22 protein-coding genes are annotated in these 24,271 nt (G+C 64.9%); 7 read left to right on the top strand and 15 right to left on the bottom strand.

What is annotated here, in order from left to right:
* Positions 1-5 precede the first annotated feature (5 nt).
* The 5 genes from ACX80C_RS05855 to ssd form a co-directional block, all read right to left on the bottom strand.
* Entirely contained in the window at positions 6-299 is a 294-nt protein-coding gene (locus ACX80C_RS05855) for a DUF4244 domain-containing protein (protein ID WP_459325345.1), read from the bottom strand.
* A 181-nt stretch (positions 300-480) separates the two neighbouring features.
* Positions 481-1,155, bottom strand: coding sequence for a type II secretion system F family protein (locus ACX80C_RS05850; protein WP_459325344.1), 675 nt, complete (start codon positions 1,153-1,155; stop codon positions 481-483).
* Entirely contained in the window at positions 1,152-1,868 is a 717-nt protein-coding gene (locus ACX80C_RS05845; RefSeq protein ID WP_459325343.1) for a type II secretion system F family protein, read from the bottom strand. The genes ACX80C_RS05850 and ACX80C_RS05845 overlap by 4 nt, the downstream gene beginning before the upstream one ends.
* Positions 1,865-3,058, bottom strand: coding sequence for a TadA family conjugal transfer-associated ATPase (locus ACX80C_RS05840; protein ID WP_459325342.1), 1,194 nt, complete (start codon positions 3,056-3,058; stop codon positions 1,865-1,867). The genes ACX80C_RS05845 and ACX80C_RS05840 overlap by 4 nt, the downstream gene beginning before the upstream one ends.
* Complete coding sequence (gene ssd, locus ACX80C_RS05835; protein WP_459325340.1) at positions 3,055-4,122, bottom strand: septum site-determining protein Ssd; 1,068 nt, start codon at positions 4,120-4,122, stop codon at positions 3,055-3,057. The genes ACX80C_RS05840 and ssd overlap by 4 nt, the downstream gene beginning before the upstream one ends.
* A gap of 112 nt (positions 4,123-4,234) precedes the next feature.
* Here ssd and ACX80C_RS05830 point away from each other — a divergent pair, with 112 nt between their 5' ends.
* Together ACX80C_RS05830 and ACX80C_RS05825 are read left to right on the top strand one after the other, a co-directional pair.
* Positions 4,235-5,941: a bifunctional 3'-5' exonuclease/DNA polymerase gene (locus ACX80C_RS05830; protein WP_459325339.1), complete on the top strand. Its 1,707-nt coding sequence runs from the start codon at positions 4,235-4,237 to the stop codon at positions 5,939-5,941.
* Between the two features lie 112 nt (positions 5,942-6,053).
* Positions 6,054-7,592, top strand: coding sequence for a WXG100-like domain-containing protein (locus ACX80C_RS05825; RefSeq protein ID WP_459325337.1), 1,539 nt, complete (start codon positions 6,054-6,056; stop codon positions 7,590-7,592).
* Here ACX80C_RS05825 and ACX80C_RS05820 read toward each other — a convergent pair.
* The 3 genes from ACX80C_RS05820 to ACX80C_RS05810 are packed head-to-tail and all read right to left on the bottom strand — an operon-like array spanning position 7,504 to position 10,431.
* A complete protein-coding gene (locus tag ACX80C_RS05820) occupies positions 7,504-8,187 on the bottom strand; it encodes an NUDIX hydrolase (protein WP_459325336.1) in 684 nt (227 codons plus the stop codon). The two genes, ACX80C_RS05825 and ACX80C_RS05820, sit on opposite strands and share 89 nt — an antisense overlap.
* On the bottom strand, positions 8,184-8,972 hold the full coding sequence (gene nth, locus ACX80C_RS05815) for an endonuclease III (protein WP_459325335.1): 789 nt from the start codon (positions 8,970-8,972) through the stop codon (positions 8,184-8,186). The genes ACX80C_RS05820 and nth overlap by 4 nt, the downstream gene beginning before the upstream one ends.
* Positions 8,973-9,030: 58 nt before the next feature.
* Positions 9,031-10,431, bottom strand: a complete 1,401-nt coding sequence (locus tag ACX80C_RS05810) for a hypothetical protein (protein WP_459325334.1) — start codon at positions 10,429-10,431, stop codon at positions 9,031-9,033.
* 313 nt (positions 10,432-10,744) lie between these two features.
* Between ACX80C_RS05810 and acs the strand changes: the two genes are divergently transcribed.
* The 4 genes from acs to ACX80C_RS05790 all read left to right on the top strand — a co-directional run bounded on the left by acs (position 10,745) and on the right by ACX80C_RS05790 (position 16,367).
* Entirely contained in the window at positions 10,745-12,709 is a 1,965-nt protein-coding gene (acs, locus tag ACX80C_RS05805) for an acetate--CoA ligase (RefSeq protein ID WP_459325333.1), read from the top strand.
* Between the two features lie 128 nt (positions 12,710-12,837).
* On the top strand, positions 12,838-14,145 hold the full coding sequence (locus ACX80C_RS05800; RefSeq protein WP_459325332.1) for an MFS transporter: 1,308 nt from the start codon (positions 12,838-12,840) through the stop codon (positions 14,143-14,145).
* Between the two features lie 7 nt (positions 14,146-14,152).
* Positions 14,153-14,629, top strand: coding sequence for a type II 3-dehydroquinate dehydratase (gene aroQ, locus ACX80C_RS05795; protein WP_459325330.1), 477 nt, complete (start codon positions 14,153-14,155; stop codon positions 14,627-14,629).
* Positions 14,630-14,633: 4 nt separating this feature from the next.
* Positions 14,634-16,367 (top strand): dipeptide ABC transporter ATP-binding protein, encoded by a 1,734-nt coding sequence (locus tag ACX80C_RS05790; protein WP_459325329.1) that lies wholly within the window; start codon positions 14,634-14,636, stop codon positions 16,365-16,367.
* Between the two features lie 146 nt (positions 16,368-16,513).
* Here ACX80C_RS05790 and ACX80C_RS05785 read toward each other — a convergent pair whose 3' ends face one another.
* The 4 genes from ACX80C_RS05785 to ACX80C_RS05770 form a co-directional block, all read right to left on the bottom strand.
* On the bottom strand, positions 16,514-17,458 hold the full coding sequence (locus ACX80C_RS05785; protein WP_459325328.1) for an ABC transporter permease: 945 nt from the start codon (positions 17,456-17,458) through the stop codon (positions 16,514-16,516).
* On the bottom strand, positions 17,455-18,459 hold the full coding sequence (locus tag ACX80C_RS05780; RefSeq protein WP_459325327.1) for an ABC transporter permease: 1,005 nt from the start codon (positions 18,457-18,459) through the stop codon (positions 17,455-17,457). Before ACX80C_RS05780 ends, ACX80C_RS05785 begins: the two co-directional genes overlap by 4 nt.
* A gap of 76 nt (positions 18,460-18,535) precedes the next feature.
* A complete protein-coding gene (locus tag ACX80C_RS05775) occupies positions 18,536-20,230 on the bottom strand; it encodes an ABC transporter substrate-binding protein (protein WP_459325326.1) in 1,695 nt (564 codons plus the stop codon).
* A gap of 163 nt (positions 20,231-20,393) precedes the next feature.
* Positions 20,394-21,578, bottom strand: coding sequence for a MarP family serine protease (locus ACX80C_RS05770; RefSeq protein WP_459325325.1), 1,185 nt, complete (start codon positions 21,576-21,578; stop codon positions 20,394-20,396).
* Between the two features lie 225 nt (positions 21,579-21,803).
* Here ACX80C_RS05770 and ACX80C_RS05765 point away from each other — a divergent pair, with 225 nt between their 5' ends.
* Positions 21,804-22,481 (top strand): Crp/Fnr family transcriptional regulator, encoded by a 678-nt coding sequence (locus tag ACX80C_RS05765; protein ID WP_167994612.1) that lies wholly within the window; start codon positions 21,804-21,806, stop codon positions 22,479-22,481.
* 201 nt (positions 22,482-22,682) lie between these two features.
* Here ACX80C_RS05765 and ACX80C_RS05760 read toward each other — a convergent pair whose 3' ends face one another.
* Genes ACX80C_RS05760 through ACX80C_RS05750 form a run of 3 tightly spaced genes read right to left on the bottom strand, consistent with a single transcriptional unit; the run spans position 22,683 to position 24,239 of the window.
* Complete coding sequence (locus tag ACX80C_RS05760; RefSeq protein ID WP_459325323.1) at positions 22,683-23,594, bottom strand: NUDIX hydrolase; 912 nt, start codon at positions 23,592-23,594, stop codon at positions 22,683-22,685.
* A gap of 4 nt (positions 23,595-23,598) precedes the next feature.
* Positions 23,599-24,081, bottom strand: a complete 483-nt coding sequence (locus ACX80C_RS05755; protein ID WP_459325322.1) for a RidA family protein — start codon at positions 24,079-24,081, stop codon at positions 23,599-23,601.
* Positions 24,078-24,239 carry a DUF4177 domain-containing protein gene (locus ACX80C_RS05750; protein ID WP_157358939.1) on the bottom strand — a complete coding sequence of 54 codons (162 nt, stop codon included), beginning with the start codon at positions 24,237-24,239 and terminating at the stop codon, positions 24,078-24,080. Before ACX80C_RS05750 ends, ACX80C_RS05755 begins: the two co-directional genes overlap by 4 nt.
* Positions 24,240-24,271 lie beyond the last annotated feature (32 nt).

Raw genomic sequence — 24,271 nt, 5'->3', positions numbered from 1 at the left:
TCTGGCTAGCCGAAGCTGAGAGCTGAGGTGATCAGTGACATCAGCATGCCTCGAATCTCACCGCTTGAGAGCACGGCCACCAGAAGGGCGGCGAAACCCACCGCTGCCAATGTCGCGATGGCGTACTCGGCGGTCGCCAAGCCATCCTCTGACCGCTCGACGGCAAAGCGCCGCCTGGCCTTGCTCGGAACGGTTACGCCGGGTCGAAGGGGCGTTACCGACGCAAGCTTCTCCTGTTTGCCGAGCCGCTTCTCAGGGCCGACGTGATCGACATTCGTTGTAGGGGTGGGAAGTGCCATGATTGCTCCTTTGAATCTGTTTCGATCTGCTTCTGTGATGAGTCCCTGAACAACGGCTGAGCCGTTCCAGCGACAATTCGAGTGTTTCGCGATCAGTGCCGCTCCGAATGGAACACCGCTACTAAGTGGATAAGTTCAGTGACTTCCGCGAAGTGTGGAGAGGTAGTGCGGATCTGCCAGGTCACTTAAGGGCGGGGAACAGCCCCACCAGGATTGGAATGACTCCGAGGCACACAAACGCCGGCAATGAACACAGTCCCAGCGGAACCACCAGTTTCACACCGAGCGCCGCTGCCCGTCGCTCAGCTTCACGGTTGCGGCGGCGCCTGTACTGTGCAGCGTGAGCGTTCATGATCGCGGCAGAAGGAGCTCCCGTGGTCCCGGCAAAACGCAGTGCACGCCCCAACCCGGCAACAGCTTCGCTGGAAGGTGCCTTTGATCCCCCCGGCCCTGCCCGTGACGCCCCTGCCCACGCAACCTCCCACGGCGCCCCGAGATCGAGCGCCGTAACAACCGCCGTGAGTGCTTGTGCAACGGGTGGTGAAGCAGAACGAGCCAGAATAGTGAGCCCCCGGTCAATCGATGCTCCTGCTGCGAGCATCGACGCCATCAGGTCCATCATGAGTGCGGCGTCCTCAATGCCCTCTCCTCGCAGTGCAGGCGCGTCACTTGCCGTGCCGGTCCGAGACCGGGAGCGGCCGGACCGAGCGGTTCCAGCACCGGGCGTGCGTCCCATCACAGACCCGGACGCGATCTCTCGCCGCACCCAGTCTGTCCCTGCGCCATGACGCGGTGGTGACCTATGCAGGAGCCAACAGCTCAGCCATAGCAGGACTGCGACAAGCACGCCGGTCATGAATGCTCCTCCGCCGCCTTGCGAACGAGTCTGCTGGACCAGATTCTCCCGGCAGCCATGAGCACGAGGCCGGCGAACAGCGCAGCAATCCCTGCTGTGGACCCCAGGAGTACCGAGAGTGGGTCCACACCGATCAGGTATGCCAGCCCCATCCCGAAGATCGGCAACCAGGAGAGCAACCGGACGGTGGCCTTTGGACCGGCGAGCGCTGTTTGCCGCGCGGCATCGGAATTGAGTTGGGATTCACGCTGCACCGCGTAACGCGTCAGCACCACTGTCAGCGGCGCCCCGCTGCGCTCGGAGACCTCAAGGCATGCCGCCAGGTCCTGCCACAGCGTATGGAGTCCAGGGTGCCTGGCGCGGGATGCATTCTCCCTCAGAACCTCAGGCACGCTCATCCCCAGGACGGCGGCCTGATGCGCTGACCGGAGAACGGGACGCGCGAGGGTGGTGAAGACCGAGTCCGGGATATTCCCGTGCGCCTCTCGTGCGTCGTTCCACAGTTGAAGGGGTGAGCGCCCTGCCTGAAGAAGGCCCGCCAGTTGGTGAACGAACAGCGGCACCTCATGCGGATCCAACACTTGTCGTTTGACGGGCAGGAACGCCTTGAAGAAGCGGGGCTGCTTTGGCCGGACCGCCGACGCCGGACGCCGTGGCAGCCCGATCAACCAGCACGCCACGAACAATAGTGCAGCTATCAGTCCGCCGGTCATTTGAGCATCCGGTGCTCGAACAACTCAACCAATCCTTCCCAGGCGGGCCCCTGCACCGAGTTCGGACCGTTCCGCGTCAGCGCAGGACGCACGATCAGCTCTCCAGCTGCGGTCATGCCGATCACCCCGATCTCCGAAACCACCCGCCCACCTCCGGTTCGCACAACATGGATGACGACGTCGAGCGCATTCGCCGCCTGCAGCGCAAGAGCTCCCGCTTCCATCCCGGCCAGTGCCCCCAGGGCAGACAGTCGCGCAGGCACGCTCGACGCCGAGTTCGCGTGGATGGTTCCGCCCGCGCCGTCGTGTCCTGTGTTCATAGCCGCGAGGAGTTCCCTGACCTCCGCGCCGCGGCACTCACCGACGATCAGGCGGTCGGGGCGCATGCGAAGCGCCTGGCGGACGAGTTCCGCCAGGTTCACTGCGCCGCTGCCTTCCAGATTCCCGTGGCGGCCTTCCAGTCCGATCACGTGTGGATGGGAGGGACTGAGCTCAGCGGAGTCCTCCACCGTCACCAACCGCTCGTCCGGACTGCTGAGGGAGAGCAGTGCCGAGAGCAGGGTGGTCTTGCCTGTTCCGGTTGCCCCGCTGATCAGGAAGTTCAGGCGCCGGTCGACAATGCAGCGCAACGCGGCGGACATCTCTGGGTCCACCGTTCCTGCCGACTCGAGATCGGCGAGCGAGAAGTTGCGCTGCCGCTGAATGCGGATCGAGAGCAATGTTCCCGAGGTGGACAACGGCGGCAGTACGGCGTGGACCCGGAAACGGTCCAGACGCACGTCGACACAGGGATTCCCGTCATCCAGGCGGCGTCCACCGGCGGCGACCAAGCGTGCGGCAAGGCTTCGCACTTCGGACTCGTTCACGAAGGTCTGGTCCGTGCGCCGCAGCCCGCCGCCGTCGTCGACCCAGACCGCACCCGGCCCATTGACCAGGATGTCCGTCACGGCCGGATCCTCGGCGTAACGCTGCAGTGGACCCAGCCCCTGTAATTCGGCCCGTACCCGGTCAAGTGTGCGGAAGGTTCCTTCCGAGCCGAGTAGACGCCCGGTGGACTGCACCGCTGCGGCAAGACTCGCTCCGGTAACCGGCGCGGCATCACCGATGACAGCCTCGCGCACCTGCGCAAACATCGCGGCGTCGACGGGCAGGGACTGCGCTACACGGCGCGGCCGCAACCGGGAACTCATGCCACCGCCAGAGAGGTCCCGGGCAGCACAGTGCCCAGTATTGATCTGCCAAGGGAACGAACAGTTCGGTGACGCGCCAATTCAAGGATGCGCCCCTGGTTCTCCGCCGCACTCGCCCCCCGCAGGTGCGGAAGGTAGCCGGCGCTGGGCACTCCCACTGCATCGGCCACGCGGCGCGGATCGAGATCCGGTCCCAGCGGTCCCCGCACCACGACCCGCACCGCCAGTGGTTGCAGCTGAGCCACTGTGGCCCGCGCAGCGGAGACTGCTCTGACGCGGCCGGGCACCACCAGTAGGACACTGTCGCAGTATGGAAGCAGTGAGCCGTCTGCGGACCAGCCGCGTGCGGCGTCGACCACGGCGAGATCGAATGCTGCCCGCGCAGCTTCCATCACCGGCGGCACCGCCGGTGATCCGAGGATGCCCGGGTCCGGAGGCTCGGTGCCCATCGACAGCAGCGCCAGGCCATCCAGGGAAGGTAGGGCATGAACGAGTTGGTCGGGACTCAGCGTTCCGCGTACCTCCCTGAGATCGGGCCAGCGCACCCCGGGCAGAAGTTCACTTCCCAGCGTCACCTCCAGGCCGCCGCCCAGCGGGTCCCCGTCAACCAGGAGAGTGCGCATGCCGCTCGCCGCGGCGCCGGCCGCAAGCCAGCAGCTCACCGAACTAGCGCCTGCTCCACCAACCGCGCCCAGCACACCGACAACCGTCCCGTGGTCCCGCGCACGCTGCAGTTTGCCAAGGTGTTCGGCCAACCAACCCGAAGCCTGCGGCAGAACCGCTACCCTGTCCGCACCGCAGCGCGTTGCCGCCGCCCACGCCTGTGCTTCCTCGCCCTCCATACCCACCACCACCAGGTCGCTCCCGGTCACCGCATGGTGTGCACTGCCGGCGTCCAGGAGCACGACGGCGGGACGCAGCGCCAGCGCCTCCGTCACCGTTCCGGCGAGCGCCAGGTCCAGACCGGCTGCGACTGCTACGCGCGTGACCTCATCCCGGATCTGCTGGGAGGAGGCGACCAGCACTACGGCACCGGCCTCGGGGGAAGGTATCCACGAAGACATGCAGCCAGCCTGCGCCATGAGAGCCCGGGAGAATTGGGGAACCGTCCCTATGTGGATAACTTCAGTGAAAGTGCAGGAGTAGTCGACCCGGCGCGTACGCAAGAATGGAGGCGTGTACATCGTCCTTGCGCCGCCATCCAGCGCGCAACGCATCAGCGGCAGGGACGGTGCACAGATTGCTTTCCTCCCGGTGGATTCTTCCGGTACCCGGGCGGGCGACGTCGTCGTCGTTGGCGCGGATGAGCTCAGCAGCACGGTTCGGCGGATGGAAAGGCCGGGCATGCGCTGGGTGTGGGACAGCACGCGGTCGTGGTATCCATCGCTGCTGAGGTCCGGGGTGTCGGTCGAGCGGTGCCATGACGTAGCGCTCAGCCGGGAGATCATGCGCCATTCCCCATTCTGCGCTGCTACTGGGTACGGCCGCGGATTACAGTCCCGCCCGGCCGAAACCGAGGACGCGGCCCTCCCGCGAGCGCTTCCCGCTGCGGCGCCGTCGCCGCTGCAGGGCAGCCTGTTCGAGACTGAATCAGCCAGCATCGGTCCGAGCGTCGACGACGTCGCCCGCGAGTTCGCGGACCAGCAGGACTCCCTCGCCCACTCCACTCATTCGAGCCGGCTGGGACTTCTGCTCGCCGCTGAATCGGCCGGTGCTCTCATTGCAGCCGAAATGGAGTTCCATGGGATCCCGTGGCGCGCCGACCTCCATGATGCGCTGCTTAAGGCCCAGCTGGGACCACGTCCACGGGAGGGGCACCGTCCGGCGGAGCTTGAGAACCTCGCAAACGAACTACGAACGGCGCTCGGCAATCCGAAGTTCAACCCCGACTCCCCGCAGGAACTGTTGCGTGCCCTGCATCGAGCTGGAATTGAGGTTACTTCGACGAGGTCATGGGAACTCGAACGCCAGAAGCACCCGGCGATTGCGCCCCTGCTGCGGTACAAGAAGCTCAGCAGGCTTCTGACGGCGAACGGCTGGACGTGGTTGGACACCTGGATCAGGGATGGCCGGTTTCGTCCCGAATACGTTGTGGGGGGCAGCATGTCGGGACGGTGGGCGTCGCGTGGCGGGGGCGCCCTGCAGATCCCGCACCAGGTGCGTGATGCGGTCCGTCCGGATCCCGGGCACGTGCTCATCGTCGCCGATGCCGCCCAGCTCGAACCACGGGTGCTCGCGGCGCTGGGGCGGGACACGGCCCTCGCCACCGCCGGGCGGGGACTGGACCTGTATCAGGGCATTGCGGACCAGGGGTTCGGCGGTGACCGTTCCAAGGCCAAGATCGCGATGCTCGGTGCCATGTACGGAGCCACCACGGGCGAATCGGGTCGGCTCATGCCCCAGCTCACGCGCACGTACCCGCAAGCGATCTCGGTTGTCGAGGCGGCGGCGCGCACGGGTGAGGCGGGCGGCGTCGTCGGAAGTTTTCTGGGACGCGGCTGTCCGCCGCCTTCGGAACGCTGGCTTTCCTCCCAGCGGACCAACACCGCGGCCGAACAACAGCGCGCGGACTCCCTGGCCCGCTCCCGCGGCCGATTCACGCGCAACTTCGTGGTCCAGGCTACGGCGGCTGAGTGGGCACTGTGCTGGCTTGCTGAATTACGACGGCGGTTGCGTGCGGATGCGCTCGGCCTCGCCCAGGCGGAGGTTGTGTTCTTTCTCCACGACGAGGTCATGCTGCACGTTCCCGCAGAGCTCGCCGCCGCTGCCGGGGCCGTAGTAGCCGACGCCGCGCGCGCCGCGGCGAAGCTGATGTTCGGAGAGATTCCCGTTGAGTTTCCAGTGAACGTTGTCACGGTGGACAGCTACGCCCAAGCGAAGTAACGCCTGTCCAGGAGTAGTCGACCAGAGTTATCCACAGTTCAGTGCCGGCCGTCGTGGGCCGGCGTCCCGCCCCCGTATCGTCAGGGGGAAGCGCCGGCTACGAGGGGACACCGTGACGATCCTGACCATAGACACTGACCAGTACGCGTCCGCGGCGCGCTGCGCAGCTTCGTCTGCCGCTCAAGTCTATGAGGCGGGCACCGCCGCAGCGGGCAGTCTCAGCGCTTCGGCCGGTATGGCTGGATGGGACTCCTCCGGAGTCGAGTGGGCATCAGCCTATGAGCCCGCCGCGCGTGAAAGCCTTGCGGCACTGCACGGGCTCTCCACCGCGTGTTCCGATACCTCGCTGGCCCTGACGCTGGCAGCCGAGGGTTACAGCAGTGCCGAGCACGTCGCATCACTGGGGACCAGCCCGCTGGTCAGTCCGCCGCCCGCGGACATCCCGGATCAGTGTCTGTCGCTGAACCTGCCTGCGGCCACTGGAGGCAATCCAAGCCTCCTCCCTGAAGGATGGGACATCATCGCCGGAATCACGGGGGTTCTCTGGCCGAACGGCGATCCCGCAACCCTGCGTGCGGCAGGTGATGCCTGGTCAGCCCTCGCGGATCAGATCGACTTGACGAGGATTACAGCTCTGGGGCAGGTGCGGGCCTCGGTCGCAGGGCTCGTTTCAGCCGATCTGGATCTACTGTCCGAACGTTCGACGGTTACCGAAGGGGCAGCCCGCGAGACAGTCGGGGCAGCGCGGGAACTGGCAAGGGCCTGCCGGGACTACGCCACCAGCGTCGAGAGCGCGCATGAGGAATTGATTACCGAATGCACAGCGTTCGCCCGTGACTGTGCCGTTGCGTTCGGGCTCAGCGCGGTAGCCAGCCTGGTCACGTTGGGTGGTGCATCCGCCGTTGGAGCCGCTCTGGGTGCCATACGTACCAACTTCATGGTCCTGCGGGTAACCGGCATCCTGTCGAACCTCGGACTTCGGGCACTCGGCGCCAAACCGCTCCAGCACCTCATCGCACCCGTTTCCCGGCTGACGTCCAGCCTGGGAGCCTCCGGACAGTTCCGCCTCGCGGCCACACGCACCCTGCACGATGCCACAACTGCCGTGCGTATGGCTGATTCTGCAGTGCTTGGTGCTATCAGGCGAGGATCCGTCTTTCTCTCTCCGGCCGCCACCGTCCTTCAGCGGCCGGGATTACGTTTGGCCGGGACTGCGCTGGACGAAGCCGCAACGATGGTGAGCGGAGGCCCGCGTGCTTATCTTCTTGGAAAGGGAAGCAGTTTCATCCGTGGGAAAGGCGGCGGCATGGTTCTGGACGCTTTATCCGCGAACGCCCGCACCGGCCATGCGTTTCAGAAAGTCACCGGAACAGTCAAAGAGATACAGAGCCAAGGCTCACGAAGCGGCTTCTTCAAGGTGGTGACCTGGTCCAGGGCGGCACAGGACCGCATCGACACGGCGAACGGTGTGGCAGACCGGATCTCCGATCCTTCCTCCCTGATGCAGTCGCCGGGCCGGAACGCCGAGCCCAGTCGACCAGCTATCCAGATACCCCAGCGGCTCACAGAGGTGCATCGCGTTCCCTCGACTCGTCCCACGGTCCAGACCAGCCCAAGCCATCGAAGAGCCGGGCAAGCAGCAACCCAGTGAAGCCCCAGATTGTTACACCGTCCACATCGAAGGCCGGAGTGCGGTGCGAGCGGTTCCCGCGCCGCACGACGGCGGTGAACCGTGCCTCGGCGGAGAGGAGATCTGCAACCGGCGCGCGAAAAACATGGGCAGACTCCGCTTGATCCACCACCCGGATGGGCGTAGGCGACGTCCACCAGGCCAGCACGGGAGTGACCAGGAAGTTACTGACCGGCAATCCCACTTCGGGGAGTTCTCCCAGTATTTCCACACCCGACGGGTCAAGGCCCGTTTCTTCCTCCGCTTCTCGAAGCGCAGCAGCGCAGGGGCCGGCGTCGTCTGCGTCGATCTTTCCGCCAGGAAAGGCAACCTGGCCCGGATGGTTTCGGAGCGTTCCCGCCCGGGTTACGAATAGCAGGTCGAGCTCATCCGGAACTACCTCGGAGTGCACCTTGGACGGCTTGTCATCCAGCTGCCCGAACAGAATCAGCACGGCAGCCGGCCGGGCGACGGCCAGGTCGATGCCCCGCCATTGCCAGGCCTCACGGAAGTGCGCCCCCGGCCCGATCGCCTCGGAACGCTTCGCAAAACCGCGAAGTTCGCCGTAAGCGCTCATGCGCTCAAGCTGTATCCGGCGGCCTGAAGCTCCGCCCTGGAGGCGCCCTCGAGCATGCGTGAGCGTAACTCTTCCCGGCCAGGTGCCAGTTCATACTTGAGCAGCTTCGCTGCCTTGTCCGGATCCACTTCGCCTTCGCCGTACGACGGACAGATGGCCGCCAGGGGACAGGCGCCGCACGCCGGCTTCTTTGCATGGCACACCCGCCGACCATGAAAAATCACACGGTGGCACAACATGGTCCAGTCCCTGCGTTCGAAAAGATCCGCGACGTCGGACTCCACTTTGACCGGGTCTTCTTCGGTGGTCCAGCCGAAGCGCCTCGAAAGGCGGCCGAAGTGGGTATCCACCGTAATGCCGGGTATTCCGAAGGCGTTCCCAAGCACCACGTTGGCCGTCTTGCGGCCGACACCGGGCAGTGTCACCAGATCCTTGAGACGGCCGGGCACCTCGCCGTCGAAGTCGTCGACTATCCGCGTGGACAGTGCGAGCAGGCTTCTCGCCTTGGCCCGGAAGAATCCGGTGGGCCGAATCATTTCCTGAAGCTCATCTTCCTGGGCCTCAGCCAGGGAACGTGCATCGGGATAGCGCGCAAACAGTGCAGGCGTTGTCAGGTTCACCCGCACATCGGTTGTCTGCGCGGAAAGCACCGTTGCCACCAGCAATTCGAACGGGTTGCGAAAGTCCAGTTCCGCAACCGCGTAGGGATACAGCTCGGCAAGCTCACGATGAATGCGGCGGGCACGTCGCTTCACGGCTATTGGTGACCCTTGCACCTGGGCCATACCCTGTGCCTCCTGTTTGCTCCCGCGCTGCTGCTATGGCGATGCCGTCAACGAATGGCTACGCTTCGCGCGGCGCCCGTTCAATGTTGCGAAGATCGCGCATGACTCCGATGCGTCCTGTGCGCTTGTCCTGCACGAGGAACTCATGCCCGCGGTCTTCGATACCAACTTCCCAGTCGCCCGGCTGAAGTACGAACAGCTGTGCTCCTGTCTGCTCATCGACCACCGACCGCGGCGTACCTACTGCGAACCAGAATGCTTCGACCATGGGCTCATCATCGTCGGCCTCGCGCGTTGCCGAGATCGATTCGGTGCGGGGATGCGACTGGGAATCCGCCGGGCCGTTCCCCTGGCCCGTGCCTTGCTGCGACGCACCGCTCGTTGTGTGCGCGCTCTCGATCTTCGGGTGCGCCATGGTGGGCGCCGGCGCGGCCGGTTCCCCGGGAGGCGACGCAGGGCCCTCCTCTGAAGCGTTCAGCTCCTGCTCACTCCTGTCAGACGACCCGTCATCGGAAGAGGAGACCTCGGAAGGAGCTGCCGCCTCATCCTGACGTTTCTGGGTGCTTTCCGTTGCGGGCCGCTGATCAGATCCGGCTTCAGCGGGGGGCGGTTCGGGAGCGGAATCGGACGAGGCCGGACCGGACTGCGCCGCTCCAGCGGGCTCCCCAAATGCCGGCTGCTGCGGATTCTGCTGCTGTTCACCCTGAGCGGGCTTCGGTCCGTTCTGGTGCTGGCCCGCGGCGTAACCGGCCACGGCGTAACCGGCTGAAAACCCGGCGCTGCTGGGTCCGCCCGACGCGCCGGGCCCAGGCGCCGCTACGCCCGCCGGGCCGGTGGAAGGTCCCTGCCACTGGCGAACCTGTTCCGCGGGAACGGGCTTCGGCGCTCTTGGCCGTACAGGCAACGCCTCACGCGCAATGAGATGCGCCGAGGATGACGGGCGGCCGGCGAAGTCGGTCTTGAAAATACCCAGATGTGGTCCGCCGACGGTGGCCAGGAGGAACGCTACAGAGCCCAACAGTGCAATGAACTGGCCGATCCCGAAGGTGGTAACGGTCTGCAGAAAGAAGAAGGCCGCAGCAAAGGCAGCCACAACCGATGCGAATTGGTCCACTGACAGTGAACCCACACGCAGGTTCTTCGAACCCATCCGGCGTCCTACAAGCAGACCGAGCGCCGCAATGGGCAGGAGGATTCCGATTCCCAGGAAGAACAGCGAGAACGTCATCCACAGATTGACGCCCTCTACGAACGGAAGGATGGTGCCGATGAACATGACCAGCACCGAAACACCGATCACCGTCTCCCTCAGGGTGAATGGGCCGGCCACGGCCTCACTGCCCGTGTGTACCGAAGAAGCGAACGATGCAGCGGATGGGTTTGAGGACTGGCCGTGGTGCGGCTCTGACGCGTTCTGCGCGGTGCCTGCGCCGCCGTCGTGCTGGCGTGGTTCGGTCATGTCGGGACTCCATTTCAAGACAGCTTCACCTGCTGCAGCGCAAAGCCGCAGCGTAGGGTGCCGAAGGCGTTGAGCCTGAGGCAGATTCTCTGACCACCCTAGTCAACGCCAACTTCGTTCACTACCAATGATGCTGCACGCGAACGCCCAACCATGCCGCTTATCGCAGAAACATTGCCTTTCGCATCTGCCTTGTGACGGGAAGCACACACTTGGGGCCGGTGCCGCATTAGTGTGGGATACAGCACAAGCATGCGGGTCGATCCGTCTGTTCGACTTCGTTCATGCATTCCACTGGCCAAAGGGGTTCACAATGCCTGAAAACACCCAGACCCACGCGGGTGACGCGTTTGAAAATCTGCTCCACGAGGAGCGCAGGTTTCCGCCGAGCGAGACGTTCGGTGCGCAGGCGATAGGAAAAGCGGACCTGTACGAAGCCGGCAAGGACGGCCCCGAGTTCTGGGCCACGCAGGCACGCGACCTCCTCACGTGGCACGAGGACTTCACGCAGGCACTGGACTGGTCCGAGGCGCCCTTTGCGAAGTGGTTCGTCGGCGGCAAGGTCAACGCCGCCTACAACGCGCTGGACCGGCATGTCGAGGAAGGGCGCGGTGACCGCGTTGCCATCCACTTCGAGGGCGAGCCCGGTGACACACGGAGCTACACCTACGCGGAGCTGACCACCGCGGTCAAGAAGGCAGCCAACGCCTTTGAGTCCCTCGGTGTCTCCAAGGGGGACCGCGTGGCCGTGTACCTCCCGATGATTCCGGAAGCCGTCATCACCATGCTCGCGTGCGCCCGGATCGGCGCCGTTCACTCCGTGGTCTTCGGCGGCTTCTCGGCCGATGCCCTGCGCAGCCGCATTGACGACGCCGAGGCGAAGCTCGTTGTCACCTCGGACGGTACCTACCGCCGCGGCAAGCCGAGCTCCCTCAAGCCAGCGGTCGACGGCGCCCTTGAGCGCCCGGGTCACACCGTTGAGAACGTTGTGGTGGTCAAGCGCAACGGCGAGCCGGTTGAGTGGACCGAGGACCTGGACGTCTGGTGGGACGACGTCGTCGGGCCGGCCAGCGAAGAACATACCGCGGAGGGCCACGACTCCGAGCACCCACTGTTCATCCTCTACACCTCCGGAACCACCGGAAAACCGAAGGGCATTCTGCACACAACCGGCGGTTTCCTGACCCAGACCGCGTTCACCCAGAAGTACACCTTCGATCTGCACCCCGAAAGCGACGTCTTCTGGTGCACCGCGGACATCGGCTGGGTCACGGGCCACAGCTACGTCGCCTATTCGCCGCTGGTCAATGGCGCCACCCAGCTGATGTACGAGGGCACGCCGGACACCCCGCACCAGGGCCGTTGGTGGGAACTGGTGGAGAAGTACAAGGTCTCCATCCTGTACACGGCCCCCACGGCAATCCGGACGTTCATGAAGTGGGGCCGCGAGATCCCGAAGAAGTTCGACCTCTCCTCCATCCGCGTCCTCGGATCGGTGGGAGAACCCATCAATCCCGAGGCCTGGATGTGGTACCGGGAGGTCATCGGCGGCAACAACGCTCCGATCGTCGACACCTGGTGGCAGACCGAAACCGGTGCGCACATGATCTCGCCGCTGCCCGGCGTGACGGCGTGCAAGCCCGGCTCGGCCCAGGTCGCGATGCCGGGTATCGCCGTCGACGTAGTTGACGAGATGGGCAAGTCCGTTCCCAACGGATCCGGCGGCTACCTCGTGGTCCGCGAGCCCTGGCCGTCCATGCTCCGCGGCATCTGGGGTGATCCGGAGCGGTTCAAGGAGACCTACTGGTCTCGGTTCGAGAACATGTACTTCGCCGGCGACGGCGCCAAGCGCGACGAGGACGGCGACATCTGGCTGCTCGGCCGGGTGGACGACGTCATGAACGTCTCCGGGCACCGCCTGTCAACCACGGAGATCGAGTCCGCCCTGGTGAGCCATCCGTCCGTGGCGGAGGCCGCCGTCGTCGGTGCTACGGACGAAACCACGGGCGAAGCGGTGGTTGCGTTCGTGATCCTGCGCGGGTCTGCAGCCCAGGACGACGACGTCGTCACCACCCTGCGCAACCACGTCGGCAAGGAGATCGGCCCGATCGCCAAACCGCGCAACATCCTGGTGGTCCCGGAACTGCCGAAGACCCGCTCCGGAAAGATCATGCGCCGGCTCCTGAAGGACGTCGCCGAGGGGCGCGAGGTCGGCGACGCGACCACGCTGTCCGATCCGACGATCATGCAGCAGATCGCGGCCTCGCTCCGTAAGTGACGTTCCCGTCCGGTTGCCGCCCCGCGGCGGCAACCGGACGGCAGACGTGTGAGCTGGGTCTACCTGCCCTGTGACGTTGAACGGGAAGTGTGGCGCCGCTGAACGCGCGGCGAGGACAATTCTGAACCGTGTCCACCTCAACCGCTCCCCCATCATTGCCCGCCACGCGCCCGTCTATGGCGCGGAAGACTGCGGCCGCCTCGTTTGTAGGCACATCGCTGGAATCATACGACTTCTACGTCTTCGGCACCGCGGCCGCCCTGGTCTTCAACCAGGTGTTCTTCACCTCGCAGGACCCGTTGGCGGGCACACTGTCCGCCTTCCTGGTGTTCGCGATGGGATTCGTCGCCCGCCCGCTCGGCGCCATCCTCTTCGGCCACCTCGGCGACCGGATCGGCCGCAAGAAGACCCTCATCTGGACCATCCTGCTCATGGGCGTGGCAACGGGCAGCGTTGGCCTGCTTCCGGACTACTCCGTGATCGGCGTGTGGGCTCCGATTATCCTCACGCTCCTGCGCCTCCTGCAGGGCCTCTCCCTCGGCGGCGAATGGGGCGGATCAATCCTCATCGCCACCGAGCACGCAAGCCCTCGCCGCCGCGCCCTGTACGCGGCCGTCCCGCAGCTGGGCTCCCCGGTCGGGACACTGCTCATCTCGGCGGTGTTCCTTGCCCTCACGCAGTTGGTCCCGGGCGACATCATGACCACCTGGGGCTGGCGAATTCCCTTCCTGCTCGCGTTCCCGTTCCTCGCGGTTGCGCTGTACCTGCGGCTTGCTATCGATGAGACGCCGGTCTTCCGTAGCACTGAGAAAGTGCGCATCCCGCTGGTGAGCGTACTGCGGTCCCAGCCAGCCGCCGTCGTCGTCGCGACTGCTTCGGCTGTTCTCGGCATCGGCTCCTACTTCCTCATGGTGTCCTACACCCAGGCCTACGGTACGGAGCGGCTGGGACTGTCGGAGGCGACGGTACTGAACGCTGCGCTGGTGGGTTCGCTGCTGCAGCTCGTCACCATTCCCGCCTTCGGCTGGCTCGCCACCCGCATCGGATCGGCGAAGGTGGTCCTGGGCGGTGCGATAGGTACCGCGATTATCGCGTTCCCGCTTTACTGGGTCATCAGCATCGCGGATGCGCCACTGTACGTTACGGCAATCCTGCTGGGCGGAATCCTTCCGACGGCGGCGTGGGCGGCGCTCGGCGGACTCATGGCGGACCTCTTCGAACCGAGCACCAGCTTCACCGCACTCTCCTTCGCCTACAGCCTCGCCGCCATCGTCGCGGGCTTCGCACCGTCGATCACCCAGGCGTTCGGCACGGCGACGATGGGCGCGTGGTGGCACCCCGGCGTCGTACTGGCGATCATGAGCCTGATTACCGTTGCGGGCGCGACGGCGGCAGCCCGTCTCGGCGGGCCGGCGACGGGTGGCGGTACGGCATAGTTAAGCCATGGCAACCACCAACCTGCTGATCCTCAACGGCCCCAACCTTAACCTGCTCGGCACCCGCGAGCCGGGCATCTACGGCTCGCACACGCTCGACGACGTTGAGCAGCTCTGCGCTTCCGCCGCCGGAGCGCATGGCTGGGCGGTCACGTGCAGCCAGTCGAACCATGAGGGTGAGCTGGTGGAGACCATCCATGCCGCAGTGGAGACGGCAGACGGCATTGTGATCAATGCGGGCGCGTACACGCACACGTCGGTCGCGCTGCGGGATGCCATTGCCGGCGTGGGGCTGCCTACCGTTGAGGTCCACATCAGCAACGTGCATCAGCGGGAGGAGTTTCGGCACCACTCCTACCTGTCCGCGGTTGTTGATGCGGTGATCGTCGGCGCGGGGGTGGACGGATACCGGCTTGCAGTGGACCATCTTGTGCGGAAACTCATCCGGGATGCGTTTCCACACGGCGGTTATGAGGGACGATAGGTCTATGACGGAAATCACCTCTATCGACAGTGTTGTCGGTGACGCAGAGAACGCACCCATGCTCGAAGTAAAGAACCTGGCGGTCAGCTTCCGCACCACGTACGGCGAGGTTTCCGCCGTCGAGGACGCCAGCTTCACCCTCCACCGCGGGAAGACCCTCGCCATCGTGGGCGAATCGGGTTCGGGTAAGTCGACCACGGCGATGGCGTGCATCGGCCTGCTCCCGAACAACGGGCGGGTCACCAGCGGCAGCATCATGTTCGAGGGACGCGATCTGGTTCCCCTCCCGGAACACGCGATGCGCAAGATCCGGGGCCGCGCTATCGGACTGGTGCCCCAGGATCCCATGTCCAACCTGAACCCGGTGGCCAAGATCGGCACCCAGGTAGCCGAGACTCTTCTTGTCCACGGCCTCGCGGACAAGAAGAACGTCAAGGAACGCGTCATCGAGGTGCTCTCCGCCGCCGGCCTGCCGGATGCAGGTGACCGCGCCAAGCAGTACCCGCACGAGTTCTCCGGCGGCATGCGCCAGCGCGCACTGATTGCGATCGGCCTCGCGTGCCGGCCCCGCCTGCTGATCGCGGACGAGCCCACCAGCGCCCTCGACGTCACCGTCCAGCGCACCATTCTGGACCAGATCGACACCATGACCGAACAGCTGGGCACCTCCGTGCTGCTGATCACCCACGACCTCGGGCTCGCAGCAGAGCGCGCGTCGGAACTGGTGGTGATGCACCGCGGCCGCGTCGTGGAAACGGGCCCAGCCGCGCAACTCCTGAACGATCCCAAGCACCCGTACACGCAGTCCCTCGTCCGCGCGGCTCCCAGCGTTGCCGCCGTCCGCCTGCGTCCGGGTGCTTATCACGACGACGCCGAGAAGCGCGCCTCCGTGGCCCAGGCCGCTTTCGAGGAGCACCAGGCCGAGCCGGACTCGACCACCGAGGCAGCGCCGACCGACAACATCGTGGAGATCCGCGACCTCACCAAGATCTACAAGCGGCGCGGCAGCTCCGAGGACTTCTACGCGGCGAAGAACGTCACACTGGACATCCCGCGCGGGCAGACAGTCGCGATTGTGGGCGAATCCGGTTCGGGCAAGACGACCACGGCGCGGATGCTCCTGAAGCTCATCGAACCGACGTCGGGCACCATGACGTTCGACGGCATGGACGTTGCCAAGCTCGACAAGGCGCAGCTTGACGACTTCCGGCAGCGGGTTCAGCCGGTCTTCCAGGACCCGTATTCGTCGCTGAACCCGATGTTCACCATCGAACGCATCGTGGAGGAGCCGCTGAATGCCTATAAGCGCGGCTCCAAGAAGGAACGCGCCGCGCGGGTACGCGAGCTCATGGACCAGGTGGCGCTCCCCCACAACGCGCTGCGCAGATACCCCTCGGAGCTCTCCGGTGGGCAGCGCCAGCGCGTCGCCATTGCCCGTGCCCTCGCACTGAAGCCTGAACTGCTCATCTGCGATGAGCCGGTCTCCGCGCTCGATGTGCTGGTCCAGGCACAGATCCTGCGGCTCCTCGGCGACCTCCAGTCCGAACTGGGCTTGAGCTACCTCTTCATCTCCCACGACCTCGCGGTTGTCCGCCTCATCTCCGACTACGTCTGCGTGATGAAGGACGGCGAACTGGTCGAGGCCGCGAGCTCCGAAGAAGTCTTCCAGAACGCGCGCCACCCGTACACGCGCAAGCTCCTTGCGTCGATTCCTGGGAATGAGCTCAACATCGCCTGATCCGGGGCACTTCCGGGCAAACGACGACGACGGCCGGTCACCTCCGAATGGAAGGTAACCGGCCGTCGTCGTACTTTCACCCGCCGTGAGTGTTTAGATAATGACCTTTTGAACCCGTCAGAGTGCCATTATCTGAACACTCAGCGCTACTTTCGCCGGGTCTTCGGGTCCAGTGCCTCGCGAAGGGATTCGCCCAGCAGGGTGAATCCGAGGGCCGTGATGGCGATACACGCGCCGGGCAGGAACGCCAGGTACGGGTCCGACGCCAGTTCACGCTGCGCGTAGGTGAGCATGCGGCCCCACTCGGCGGTCTGCGGCAGCCCGCCGCCAAGCCCGAGGAAGGACAGCGCCGCGGCGTCGATGACCGCGGTTGCCAGTGACAGCGTTGCCTGCACAATGACCGGCCCCACGCTGTTGGGCAGCAGGTGGCTCATTGTGATGGTGCGCCGGCTCAGTCCCAGGGTCTGCGCGGCGAGGATATAGTCCGATCCGCGCTGGGACAGCATCGAGGAACGGAGCAGCCGCGCGAAGATCGGTAGCTGTGAGGCACCGATCGCGATCATCACCGCGTACGGTCCCTGGCCGAGGATCGCCGCGATGCTCACTGCGAGCAGCAGGTTGGGAACCGAGAGCAGGATATCCACGAAGCGCATGATCACGCTGTCCACCCAGCCACCGAGTCCGCCGGCCAGCAACCCCAGGAGCATACCGCCCACCAGGCCGATCGCGGTCGAAATTACGCCGATCATGAGCGATGCCTGCGCACCCCAGATCAGCTTGCTGAGCACGTCACCACCGAAGCGGTCGAGGCCCAGCGGGTACTCGGACAGCTCGCCCGGCCCCGGAATGTTGGTCGGTGTGATTTCGGTGCGGCCCGGCAGTTCCTCGCCGCCGTAGGGCGCCAGGATGGGTGCCAGTGCCGCGACCACCAGGAACAGGCCAATGATGACGACGCCGGCAATCGCCTGCGGGTTCCTGCGGAGCCTGCGGAACGCGTCCTTCCAGAGGCCGGTTCCGCCGCCTTCGGCGAGGGTCGGTTCGGTGGTCGGTGAATCGGGCCCGCCCGCGGCGGGAGGCAGAACGGTACTCATTGCACACGCACCCTTGGGTCGATGATCGTGTACGAGACGTCAACGATGAGGTTGATCAGCGCGTACAGGATCGCGATGAATATGATGAAGCCCTGCAGGACCGGGTAGTCCAGTTCAAAGATGGCATCGCGGAGGAAGCTGCCGATGCCGTTGAACGCGAACACCGTCTCCGTCAGAACTGCACCCGAGATCAGCAGGCCGGTCTGCAGGCCGATGGTCGTGACCACGGGCAGCATGGCGTTACGCAGGATGAACCGTCCGCGGATGGTCTTCTCCATCAGTCCCTTGGCCCGTGCAGTGCGGACGTAGTCCGCGTTCTGAACTTCCAGGACCGAGGCGCGGGTGATCCGCACGATGATCGCCAGCGGGATGGTGCCCAGGGCCAGGCCAGGCAGGATCAGGTGCAGGAAGGCGTCCCACGCGGCGTCGTACTCTCCCGTGAGAATGCCGTCCAGCACATAGAAGTCCGTGACGTGGGTGGCGTCGATCCGCGGGTTCTGCCTGCCGTCCGGCGGGAGAATGGGCCACTGGATGGCGAACAGGTACTTCAGGATGAAGGCGAGGAAGAACACCGGGATGGTGATGCCGATCAGGCTCAGCACAACCGAGCCGTGGTCCACGAAGCGCCCGTAGTGGCGGGCCGCCAGGTACCCCAAAGGGATGCCGACGCCGATGGCGAAGATCAGTGCCACGATGCTCAGTTCTATGGTGGCCGGGAACCGGGTGGCGAACTCCTCCAGGACCGGCCTGCCCGTGATGATCGAGGTCCCGAAGTCACCCTGCAGCAGCTTTCCCATGTAGGTGAAGTACTGCAGGAGAATCGGCTCGTCGAAGCCGTAGAGTTCGTTGACGCGCGCTACTGCCTCAGGGGTGGCGCGCTCGCCCAGCAGGGCAGTGGCTGGCCCGCCCGGCAGGCTCCGCACCCAGAGGAACAGCAGGACCGACAGGCCGAAAAGGGTGGGTATCAGCAGGGCAAGACGTTTACCGATAACGCGAAGCACAGTGTCCTCTCAATGATCCGTTGCAAGGCAAACAAAAGCGGAGGGACCAAGTGGCACGGTCCCTCCGCCAGTGTTATTACTCGCTGAGTTCGATCAGGTTGAAGACTTCGTCATTGACCGGGCTCGCGGGGTAAGACTCGACCCGTTCCACGAAAGCCAACGACGGCGCGGGGTGCGCCAGCGGGATCGCCGGGTTGAACTGGGCGATCTGCTCGTTGATGTCCTCGTAAAGCGCAGTCTGCTCCTCGCGGTCGGTCATGCCGCGTGCTTCGCTGAGCGCACCGAACAGCTCGGGATTGTCGAAGCCGAATTCCGGCTTCTCCTGTCCGAAGAAGACGCCGATGAAGTTATCGGTGTCGTTGTAGTCGCCGGTCCAGCCCAGGAGGTGGATTCCGTGGTTCTCGGTGCCCTGGATACGGTCCAGGTAATCCGGGGTCCACACGTCCGGCGCCGGGGTGACAGTGATACCGACTTCACCCAGCTGTGCGCTGATGTTGGTGAAGACCTGCTCCGGGGTGGGCATGTACGGGCGGGAGACGTCAGTCGGGTAGTTGAACTGGAGCTCGAAGCCGTCCGGGTAGCCTGCCTCTGCGAGGAGCTCACGTGCACGATCCGGATCATATTCGTAGGTGGTGACGTCTTCGTTGTAGCCGTCCACTACCTCCGGGATGAACTGGGTTGCGAGCTGCGTACCGGCTGGCAGGGTCTGGTCGATCAGTGCCTGCTTGTTGATGGCGTGGTGAATGGCCTCGCGCACCAGCGGGTCACTCAGTTCCTCGACCTGGTGGTTGATGCCGAGGTAGAGGATGGTGAACGGATCGCGCGGGACGATGTTGAACCCTTCCTCCTCGAGCGTCGGGATGTCTGCCGGCGAAACGAGGTCGAAGCCGTCGATGGTGCCGGCCTGCAAGGCCTGGGTGCGTGCCTGCGGGTCGCTGATGATGCGGAAGATGACCTGCTGGACATCGCCCTGCTCGCCCCAGTATTCCTCGTACGCGGAGACCGTCAGGTCCTCGCCCACGTTCCAGGAGTCGAACTTGAACGGGCCGGTGCCTACCGGGTGGCCCTGTGCGTACTCGCTGAGCTGCGGCGCTTCGGAGGAGCCGCCGATTTCATCGGCGTTGAACTCCTGCAGGGCCGTGGGGCTCTGCATCGCGAAGGCGGGCAGGGACAGCGCGGGGATGAATCCTGCGAACGGCTTGGCCAGCGTGACGGTGGCTTCCAGGTCGCCGTTCACTTCGCAGGACGCGTAGACAGCCGCCTCAGGTGAGTCCGCGAAGCCGCGGAAGAGGTTGTTGTAGTAGTAGGACACCGACGGCGCCTGTGCGAGGCCGGTGAAGTTGTACCAGCGGTCGAAGTTGAAGCAGACAGCTTCGGCGTTGAAGTCCGTGCCGTCGTGGAACGTCACGCCTTCCTTCAGAGCGAAGGTGTAGGAAAGCCCGTCCTCCGAGGTTTCCCAGGACTCAGCGAGGAGCGGTGCCGGGTCTGCGGTGCCGGGTTCGACGCCCACAAGGCCTTCGAAGATCTGACGGCTCACGCGGAAGGATTCGCCGTCACTGGCGAATGCCGGGTCAAGCGATGCGGGGTCCGAGGACGCAGCGAAGACGAACGTGGAATCCACGTCACCGTTCGCTCCGGCTCCGCCGTCTTCCTCGCGCTGACTCTGGACACAGCCACTGAGCAGCAGCGCGCTGATCGCGGCACCAGCAGTGATGGCGGCGGCGCGAGTCCTTTTGGGATGCGCCGCGCGCGCAGATTTGCTTGTGAACATTAGGGCTCCTGATGATCTGTTACTCGAAAGGACACGTCACTGTGCCCGCAAGACCCACAGCAAGCCGTGTTGCCTTGTGTGACGAGCCTAACTCTCCAGGGGGCCGCCTGCAGCATTTCCGGACAGCTAGCCATCACGATTTGGTTACGCGTGCCGCTAGTCCCTAACGGTTGGTGCATTGCCCGGCGGAAACTGTCTCATTCAGGGTCGGCGCGCTCTCGGCGACCGGCCGGAGTTCCTCGAGGCTGAGTGCGTAGCCCACCGGGACGTTAGCCGTGGATTTAGCGAAGACGACGCCGGCCACTTGCCCCTGCATATCAAGCAGCGGACCGCCGGAGTTTCCCTGCTGCACGTTGGCGGCCAGCGTGTAGACGTTGACGGCGGCTGGGTCCGCGCCGTAGATGTTCTCCACCAGGACATCGGACCGGTTCTGGATGCTTGCGGGTTGGATTTGGAATGGTCCGCCGGCGGGATACCCGGCGAATGCTGCGGTGTCCCCGATCTCAAGCCCCTCACCCAGCGGTAACGGCGCGCGATCGAGTCCATCAACTGCGATGACGGCGATGTCCCGGACCGGATCGAAGTACACAACGCGGCCTGGCATGGCGCCGCCGCCCGGCGCTTCCACGACCGGTTGGTTCACACCGGCGACGACGTGCGCGTTGGTGACCACCCGTCCCGGCGCGACAACGAAGCCGGACCCGGTCTGGTTCTGGCCGCACTGGAAGGCCGTACCCGCGATGCGCAGTACCGATTGCGACGCCGCGGCAAGCTCCGGGGTATCAACGGATGCGTCAGGGACCGGGGCCGGCGTTGCCGGGGCAACTCCCTCCAGCAGCGTGGGTATGCCGTCCGCGATCGCGATTGAGCGGATCTGCGCCATCCACGCCCGCACGGGTGAGGGCGTCAGGTTGTCGATGCCGCTGATCACCCGGGAGGAGGCGATCGACTGCGAGAGGAACGGCACGCCCATGGTGCTGATGCTGAACGCCAGCATGGCTGTCACAAGCGCGGCGACCACAACGTTGGTGGCCCCGCCCAGCAGGCGGTCAATCACTCGGACCGGTCCTGACCCGGTACGGCTGCTGAGCGCCCTGCCGAGCCCCGAACCGAGGGCCTGGCCAACGATGACCAGCAGCAGTGCGGTGGCGATGACAGCAGCCAGCCGCCAGGCGTCGTCGGGCACCCAGGTACTGACCAGAGGTATGGCAAAGAAGGCTGCGACTGCTCCGGCGCCGAAACCGATGATCCCGCCGAGCGTGACCAGGAATCCGTTGCGCAGTCCCGCAACGAGGTAACCAATCAGCACCAGGACAAGGATGATGTCCAGGAAGGTTATGCCGAACACGTTCCTCACCTTCTGAAGAAGCCCCGCACTTCCCCTGCCGTTTAGAAAGATTCTACGTTCCTACGGTGACAATCCGCGGAGAGCGGAGTTTATACACGATTTTGCATATCCCCTTGGCGAACATGCGTGTATCTGGTGTCACAAGTCCGTCTCGTACGGCAAGATGGGAGGAAATGGGACCATATGGGAACCCGTTTGGGTTTGCATCACGTAATAGGAGCTTTCATGGATATCGAGGTACTGCGCAGGGCGCCCCTTTTCGCATCGCTGGGTGACGAGGTTTTCTCCGCCCTGACCGATGAGCTGACGGAGGTGGACCTTTCGCGCGGCGCTTCGGTTTTCCGCGAAGGCGATCAGGGCGATCAGCTCTACTTCATCGTTTCCGGCAAGATCAAGCTCGGCCGGACGGCGCAGGACGGCAGGGAGAACCTACTCGCGATCCTCGGCCCAGGTGAATTGTTCGGCGAGATGGCCCTGTTCGACCCGAGCCCCCGTACCGCTACCGCTACCGCCGTTTCCGAAACCCGGCTTGCCGGGCTGAAGAATGAGAACCTCCGCGCACTGCTGGAGACCCGCCCCGAGGTTTCAGCGCAGCTGTTGCAGGCGCTCGCGCGCAGGCTTCGCCGCACCAACGAGTCGCTCGCGGACCTGGTCTTCTCCGATGTGCCGGGCCGTGTGGCAAAGGCCCTGCTCGATCTCGCGGACCGCTTCGGGCGCCCCGCGACCGACGGCATCCTGGTTGCCCACGAATTGACGCAGGAGGAACTGGCGCAGCTCGTCGGCGCTTCCCGCGAGACTGTGAACAAGGCGCTGGCGGAGTTCGTTCAGCGTGGCTGGCTGCGCCTGGAGGCGCGCGCCGTCGTCATTCTCGACATCCAGCGTCTGCGCCAGCGGAGCCGCTAGTAGTCAGGAACTTTCGACGGCGGGTGGTCACCTCGGTGGCCGCCCGCCGTCGTCGTACCGCGGCTGGCTACGTTGAAACGGCGGATCCGTCGGTTCGGTGCAGGAGACGCAGCATCGACACAGCGCTCCTGCGTGGAGGCAGCGGATCCGTTGCTCCAGTGCAGGCTAGCGGCGCCGTGCAACGCGGAGGTACGACGACGCTCAGCGCCCTCGCTGCTCCGAACCTTCCGTGGCTGTTGAGCATTCGACCTGGATGCGCGGCTCCCCCTCGACTTCGACCAGTCGCGGTGAGAAGACCTTCATCGGGCGCTTGTGCGAGAGGTAGGCGATACAGCCGCGCGAGGACCCAATTTTCTCGAGGATGAGTTCGACGGCGGGAACCACAATTTCATCGAGCGGACGACCGACCGTGTTGGGTTGCCCAACCTCATCGCCGAGGGACGTGGTTCCACGCTGCTTGATTTCCTCCGCAGACCACCGCCATGCACCCCACACTCCCTTGCTTTCAAGCAGCGTCGGCTCCTGGTTCACGGGTTGGGCCGCTGCAAAGTACCGCGTGTCGAATCGGCGATGTGCAAAATCGGGGCTGAGCCAGGCGGAGAGCGGCTTGATGAGGTCGGTCCGGAGTCCGAGTCCACGTTTGTTCAGGATTTCCGCGAAGGTCTTCTCCCCGGCAGCGATCGCTTCGCGGGCTTTCATCCAGTCCGGGTGCCGGGTTCCCTCGATGAGACTCGACGGATCGGGTCCCGCCAGAAGAACGCCGGTTTCCTCAAAGAGTTCACGGATCGCCGCAACGACGAAGCGCCGGGCGCCCTCGTGGTCTTCGGTTGCCAGCGCAGCAGCCCACTGCGCGGGCGAGGGCCCAAACCAGAGGAAGGAATCGTCGTCGTTCGGTTCCACACTGCCGCCGGGAAAAGCGACCACGCCCAGCGGGGACTCGCCCCGCCGGTAGGAAAGATAGACCTCGGTACCGACCGGAGCGTCACGGATGAGCACAACCGACGACGCCGGCCGCGGCTTCATGGGGGTGCGTTCGCCGTGGTCTATCCAACTGCGCGCGGCGCCCTGTTGGTCTTCCGGTACGGGGAAGAGCCTGGTGCTTGAACGGTTCACGTGACTAGATAAACTCAGCGATGATCTCGACTTCGACGGGCGCATCCAATGGTAGTACGGCGACGCCCACGGCGGAACGGGCGTGCGCGCCTGCCTCACCGAGGACTTTGCCGAGCAGCTCCGAAGCTCCGTTGATCACACCGGGCTGGCCTGTGAAGGACGGATCCGATGCAACGAAACCGACTACCTTGACAATTTTGGTGATGCGGTCAAGATCGCCGATCTGGGACTTTACGGCGGCGAGGGCGTTGACCGCACACGTGGCTGCGTACTCGGCAGCGGCCGCAGCTTCTATATCACTGCCGACCTTGCCCGTAGCTGGGAGTTCACCATTAATAAATGGCAGTTGGCCCGAAGTGTAGACATAGTTCCCCGACACCACTGCGGGCACATAAACCGCAACCGGGGCCGCCACCTCGGGGAGGGTGATTCCGAGTTCCTGGAGCCTGATCTCGACGGCCGATACCGCTTCATCCGTACTGGTCACGACGCGTTTTTCTCCCGCTTCAGGTAAGCCACCAATCCATTGCCATCCGGCCCCGGCACCACCTGGACGAGTTCCCAGCCGTCTTCACCCCACTGGTCGAGGATCTGCTTGGTTGCATGGATGATGAGCGGAATTGTGGAGTACTCCCATTTGGTCATGGTTCACAGGTTAGCGCGTGCTTGTAAACTGG

This window comes from Arthrobacter tecti (assembly GCF_054511355.1).
The sequence above is the reverse complement of the archived record's forward strand: the minus strand, read 5'-3'. Positions and strand labels throughout refer to the sequence as shown.